The sequence below is a fragment of the Okeania sp. SIO3B5 genome (genome assembly GCF_010692555.1).
In the GTDB taxonomy this organism is placed as follows: Bacteria; Cyanobacteriota; Cyanobacteriia; order Cyanobacteriales; family Microcoleaceae; genus Okeania.
In genome coordinates this window covers 1-5114 of record NZ_JAAHHG010000639.1, presented here as the reverse complement: position 1 = coordinate 5114, position 5114 = coordinate 1, and the positions used below count along the sequence as shown (strand labels likewise).

Here is a 5114-nt window from a genome sequence, read left to right as displayed (position 1 = left end):
TCATCCTGGTTACCGACAAAAGAATGGCAATAAATGATACCCAATATCACTTGTAATTATTAGTTGATGAAATTATGAAAATTCTGGATTCTCAAGGACGATTATTTGGTAAAGTCAGTGTCTTAGATGTGGGCGCTGTGTTAATAATTTTAATGGTATTACTAGGAATATTTATCTTTCCTGGTACTAATAAAACTTCTGTTGCTCAAGTGGGTAATATTATTACTAAACCAATGGAAGTAGATGCTATTGCTTTAGGTTTAAAAGGGCGCAACCCTGAAAAATTATTAAGGGAAGGAGAAAAAACTCAATTAATTATTAGAAATCAACCTTATGGAAAAGTTGATCTAAAATCTGTGGAATTTTTGACTCGAAAAGTGGCAGTTCCTCAGCCCGATGGCTCGGTCAAAGCTTTACCCGATCCTAGAGATAAAGAACTTTTTAGTCGGAATCTTTTGTTAACATTGGAAGGTAAAGGTAGAGTGACTGATGATGGTCCTGTATTGGGAAATATTAAAATAAAAATTGGTATGACAATTGAGTTGGAGGGTGCGGATTATAATTTTAATGCTAGTGTGATTGATGTGAGAGTAAAAAACTAACCACAAATCTGACTAAAACCCTTATTTGTGTTTAAATGGTTAGTCCAGCCCACTTTGTTCAAGTAAACGTTATTTGAGTCACAATACGTCGGGATGCTCCGCCAGTTTCAACCTCTATTGTTCGGCATTAAACAGACAAAGAGATTTGAAAAGTTAGTGTGCCGAACGTAAAAAGCCTAAATAACTGGGAAAGGCCAACTTAACACGAGAGTAGGAGGACGCAATAATGTCCAATTCAACTAATTATGTATTCGTACTTGATGGGAAGAAAAAGCCCCTAGCACCATGCAAACCAGCCATGGCGAGGTCTTTAGCCACCTTATCCACTGGTGAGATTTTTGTTGGTGCTAAGTCTTATAGAAAGTTAGAAGCAAAACTTTCTCGGTTGCAATATCTGAACCGACATAAAACTAAGTTTTCATCTAATTGGAAAAAAGCTCAACTCAAGATAGCCAGGCTGTACAACAGGATAGCTAATATCAGGAAAGATACATTGCATAAACTGACTACTTATTTGACTAAAAACCACAGCCAGATAGTAATAGAAGACTTAAATGTATCAGGTATGATGGCTAATCATAAGTTAGCTAAAGCTGTCGCCGATATGGGTTTTTACGAATTCAGAAGACAACTAGGGTACAAGTGTGAGTTATTAGGTTGCTGAGTTAATCATCGTTGATAGATGGTTTCCTAGCTCTAAAACTTGCTCTAATTGTGGTCAGGTTAAAGAGTCTCTGTCTTTGTCAGAGAGGGTTTTCGATTGTAAACACTGTGGTTTCAGTTGCGATTGCTCCGCAACGCTAGCGTGAACGAGATTTGTTTGCGCAGCATTCCGTAGGAAATGCTAGCTTAAATCTAGCTATGGCAGGCAATTCGTCCGTATCAGCTTGTGGACTGGACAGGCGCCGACGTTGCCAGGTTGAAGCAAGAATAGAACAGATTATTTATAGAAAATCATAGATTTATATAGATAATCATAGGTTTCTAAGAACGGATATTATCAATGTAGTCAAAGGCAAAAATGCTGGTTTAAAAGGAGTGAGGATTAAAACTGTGAGAAACAGAGGCAACTTTGATATCCGAGATGGGGATAAAATTTTGTCTGTATCTCGAAAACATATCCAATCTGTCCATAGACAAGATGGATACAATTACTCGTTTTAAGTATATTTTTTCTAAAAGTAATTTACCGATCGGGGGAAGGCAGAGGGCAGAAGGCAGAAGGTTTCTGCTGTATTCCCTCTGTCTTCTTGAAATAATTAAAATTTTGATAAAGCAAAGAATGAGCTGGTTAGGACATAGACTGCTGATGAACCTTAGACAGAGAAATGCTTTTCCTACTGTTCCCTATTCCCTGTTCCCTGTTCCCTGCTATAAAAGTATTAGTTACTCATGTCTGAAAAAAATTTTCTTATAGGAAAAATTCTACGTCAACGTTATCAAATTATTGAAAAATTAGGCATAGGTGGTGGATTTGGTGAAACTTATCTTGCAGAAGATTTAGATATACCGGAAATCCCTAAGCCAAAATGTGTTGTTAAGAGGCTAAAACCGACACAAAAAAGTTTAGAAGTTCAGAGGCTATTTGAGCAAGAAGGCCGAACTTTAAATAAATTAAGTAGCCATCCTCAAATCCCAACTTTATATGCTTATTTTGAATATGACCATGAATTTTATCTAGTTCAAGAACTTATAGAAGGTGAAGACTTAACTAAAGAAATAAATCACGGTTTGAGTGAATCTAAGGTCATAGAATTTTTAGCAGAAATTCTGGAGTTACTAATTTTTGTTCACGATAATAATGTGATTCATCGCGATATTAAGCCTGGCAATATTATGAGGCGCAAAAGTGATAGAAAATTAGTATTAATTGACTTTGGAGCTGTGAAAGAAGTCAGGACAATAGTAGTTGGTGATGATGGGCAACCTACTAGCACTATTACTATTGGAACTCCTGGTTATATACCTGTGGAACAACTACAAGGTAGACCTCAATTTGCTAGCGATATCTATTCAGTTGGAGTAACTGCTATTCAAGCTTTAGTCAAACAATATCCTCAACATTTTCCCCATAATACTTCTGGAGAAATAGAATGTGAAACTCTACTTTCTGGTATTAATAATGACCTGTCCAATATATTAATAAAAATGGTAAAAGTTAACTGGCATCAACGCTACTCAGATGCTAAAGTTGCTTTGGAAGAATTATTGAATGTCAGACAAAACTTAGAATCATTAATACATCAGCAAGAACAGGCAGAAACTATTAAAATAGACCCTCCAATTATTAGTAATATTAGTAGTGATAATATTGTTCAGGATTCCGAACAACAATTAGAAACACCTTCAGGTCAAGTTCCTTTAAGTTCTCACTTTTATATCGAGCGATCGCCTATTGAATCAGAATGTTTTCAAGCCATTGTCAAACTCAATGCTTTAATTAGAATTAAAGCTCCTCGACAAATGGGAAAAAGTTCTTTATTGTCACGAATTTTAGATTATGCTAGTCAGCAAGGTTGTCGGACAGTTTATTTAGATTTTCGAACTATAGATGCAGAATTTCTAGAAAATTTAGACCAATTCTTGCAGTGGTTTTGTGCGAATGTTAGTGATGAATTGGATTTAGAGGAAAAGTTAGAGAAATATTGGAAAAAAGTTTTAGGAGTCAAAAAGCGATGCACTAAATATTTTGAGAAATATCTGTTAACTGAAATTAATAAACCGATAGTTTTAGGGTTAGATGAAGTCGATCAAGTTTTCCAAAATCCTGATTTAGCAACACAATTTTTTTCCTTATTAAGAGCTTGGCAAGAACAAGGTAAAAATCATCCTGATTGGCAAAGATTACGATTAATAATTGTTCACTCTAAGGAGGTTTATATTCCTCTGAATATTCATCAATCTCCTTTCAATGTGGGGTTAGGAATTGAGTTACCAGAATTTAACTTAGAACAGGTAAAAGATTTAGTACAAAGACATGGCTTAATCTGGTCTAATGAACAAATAGAAAGACTAATGGAAATATTAGGAGGGCATCCTTATTTAGTACGTCTAGCACTCTATGAAATTGCTAACAGAAAAATGACTTTAGAACGACTTTTAGAACTGGCTCCAACCGATGAGGGACCTTATTATAATCACTTGCATAGACATTTGTTGAACTTGCAAAAAGATGAAAATTTGCGGACAGCAATTACCAAAGTTGTTAATGCAGAAACTCCTGTGGAAATTGGTACAATTGAAGGGTTTAAATTACGCAGTATGGGATTAGTTAAATTTCGGGGAAATGCTGTTCTGCCTTTGTGTGGTTTATATCGAGAATATTTCCGAGTTCATGTTTAGACTTCTTGCATAAATCAGGGAATAGGGAATAGGGAATAGTGGGATGAAATTGTTTATTTCATGCTCTTATACCAAGGGTGAATAAAGAATTTTACGAATAATAAGGGCAATTAAAATACTTTATAGGAGATGTCTATTTCTTTAAGTAAGTCTAGTTGCCCAACTGTAGCTAAATTACTAATAGCTGATGTGTCACTGACTACTATCATTTTCCTATGTCGCGCTTTCATTAATGGATAATGGATAATTGATAATTACCTCTGGTTAAAACCGTTACGGAATTGAATATCAGGAGATATTATTTCTTCTCTTGGTTGATTGGATATGGCGAGGGGATCTCGCCATCCCTCAACCGCTTTTTTCCCCTTAAAAGGGAAGGCTTCAAGGCGCGAATTATTTAATAATTAATTATTAATAATTAATAATTCGGTAATGCAAAGGAATATGAGGATCGGCAAGTAACTTTTGAAATGCTAACTGGTTAATTTAGTAAGCATTCAGCCGTCAGCTAGCCTCCTCCGGAGGAACTGCGGACTTCAGCTATTGCTTTTAGTTTAGGATAAAAGCAATATTTAATTTTCTTACTACAAAAGTTGCCTCCCTTGTCCTTAAAGTCAGTTGTTAATTTAAACACTGTCCCATAAGAGAGAGTCTTGTTGCTGATAGCTGACAGCTAATAGCTGAATGCTTACTTAATTTAAGCAAAACGAGCAGCTTGTGCAAGGGTAAAACGTTCCTGCTGAAATAACATAACTACTATTTCTATCTGTAGTTGCCCTTCCGATATCTCAATTTTTTCTAATATTTCCTTTGATATAACAAGACTCATATTTAGAATTTTTCATACTTGCCCTAGTCTATCATATATCAGTTTTAATTATATTAACTATGAATAACTATGAATATTATATCGGTGGTAGTCTCCCACTTCACGCCACAACTTATGTCAAAAGACAAGCTGATGAAGACTTATATCAAGGTTTGAAAAATGGAGAATTTTGCTATGTATTAAACTCCCGACAAATGGGAAAATCTAGCTTGCGGGTCAAAACCATGCAACGTTTACAACAGGAAAATATTGCCTGTGTCAGTATTGATATGACAGAAATTGGCACCCATGATATTACCCCTTCAGAATGGTATGCCAGTATTATTGATACTATTTTGACT

General features: G+C 35.3%; 6 protein-coding genes. 5 read left to right on the top strand and 1 reads right to left on the bottom strand.

The annotated features are described in order from the left end of the window. Positions 1-74: 74 nt before the first annotated feature. From F6K54_RS39940 to F6K54_RS39925, 4 genes are all read left to right on the top strand, one after another. Positions 75-602: a DUF4330 domain-containing protein gene (locus F6K54_RS39940; protein ID WP_293089880.1), complete on the top strand. Its 528-nt coding sequence runs from the start codon at positions 75-77 to the stop codon at positions 600-602. 226 nt (positions 603-828) lie between these two features. After that, positions 829-1266, top strand: coding sequence for an RNA-guided endonuclease TnpB family protein (locus tag F6K54_RS39935; protein ID WP_293089878.1), 438 nt, complete (start codon positions 829-831; stop codon positions 1264-1266). A 4-nt stretch (positions 1267-1270) separates the two neighbouring features. Further along, positions 1271-1411 (top strand): zinc ribbon domain-containing protein, encoded by a 141-nt coding sequence (locus tag F6K54_RS39930; RefSeq protein WP_366558383.1) that lies wholly within the window; start codon positions 1271-1273, stop codon positions 1409-1411. A gap of 583 nt (positions 1412-1994) precedes the next feature. After that, positions 1995-3944, top strand: coding sequence for an AAA-like domain-containing protein (locus tag F6K54_RS39925; RefSeq protein WP_293089877.1), 1950 nt, complete (start codon positions 1995-1997; stop codon positions 3942-3944). Positions 3945-4641: 697 nt separating this feature from the next. On the opposite strand, the gene F6K54_RS39920 is transcribed toward F6K54_RS39925, so the two are convergent. Further along, the gene (locus F6K54_RS39920; protein WP_293089875.1) at positions 4642-4773 is read right to left on the bottom strand and encodes a UPF0175 family protein; all 132 of its coding nucleotides are present in this window, start codon (positions 4771-4773) and stop codon (positions 4642-4644) included. Between the two features lie 59 nt (positions 4774-4832). Between F6K54_RS39920 and F6K54_RS39915 the strand changes: the two genes are divergently transcribed. Then, positions 4833-5114: AAA-like domain-containing protein (locus F6K54_RS39915; protein WP_293089874.1), on the top strand; the 282-nt coding region annotated here is incomplete at its 3' end.